Genomic DNA, 847 nt, shown 5'->3' with positions numbered 1-847 from the left:
ACTAAGGGACGTCTCGTAACTCTGTGGGCAGTCCAGGGTGGAGCATGGCGTGATGCAGGTGATCACGGCAGCTCGCCCGGAGTGGATCTTCCCGTTCACCGGCTTGCAGCCCGCCCAGTTCCGCAAGCTGGTCCGCCTGGTCGCCGAGCGTGGCGGTGACGCCATCGCGGACGGCCGGCCGGGCCGGCAGTGGGCCCTCGACCTGCCCGACCGGGTCCTGCTGGTTGCGGCGTACTGGCGTACCAACCTGACGATGCGCCAGATCGGGCCGTTGTTCGGGGTCTCGCACTCCGCGGCACATCGGGTCATCGACACCCTCGCACCGCTGCTGGCCCTGGCGCCGGTGCGTAAGCGGCCGGTCGAGCAGATCGCCATCGTCGACGGCACCCTGATCCCCACCCGAGATCACCGCCTGGCCGCCCGAAGCAAGAACTACCGCTACTCGACAAACCTGCAGGTCGCCATCGACGCCAGCACCCGCCTGGTCATCGCCGTCGGCGACCCGCAGCCCGGCAACCGCAACGACACCATCGTCTACCGCACCTCCGGCATCGACCAGAAGCTGCACGGACGGCCGGTGATGGCCGACGGCGGCTACCGCGGCAACCAGGAGGTGATCATCCCGTATCGCAAGCCCTCCGACGGCAGTGACCTGCCGGACTGGAAGGAGGCCCTCAACGTCGAACACCGCACCGTCCGAGCGGGGGTCGAACACCCTCTGGCCAGGATGAAGTGCTTCAAGATCCTGCGCGACTACCGCCGCGCCGCCCACACATTGACCGACGCCGCTTCCGGCATCGCCAACCTCCACAACATCATCCTCGCCGGCTGACCACCGGCCCGGCCC

General features: G+C 68.5%; 1 protein-coding gene. It reads left to right on the top strand.

What is annotated here, in order from left to right; translation table 11 throughout:
• Window positions 1–52: 52 nt before the first annotated feature.
• The gene (locus ACFHW0_RS31675) at window positions 53–832 is read left to right on the top strand and encodes a transposase family protein (protein ID WP_416613298.1); all 780 of its coding nucleotides are present in this window, start codon (window positions 53–55) and stop codon (window positions 830–832) included.
• Window positions 833–847 lie beyond the last annotated feature (15 nt).

Source organism: Micromonospora sp. LOL_025 (assembly GCF_048060285.1).
Taxonomy (GTDB): Bacteria; Actinomycetota; Actinomycetes; order Mycobacteriales; family Micromonosporaceae; genus Micromonospora.
The sequence above is the reverse complement of the archived record's forward strand: the minus strand, read 5'-3'. Positions and strand labels throughout refer to the sequence as shown.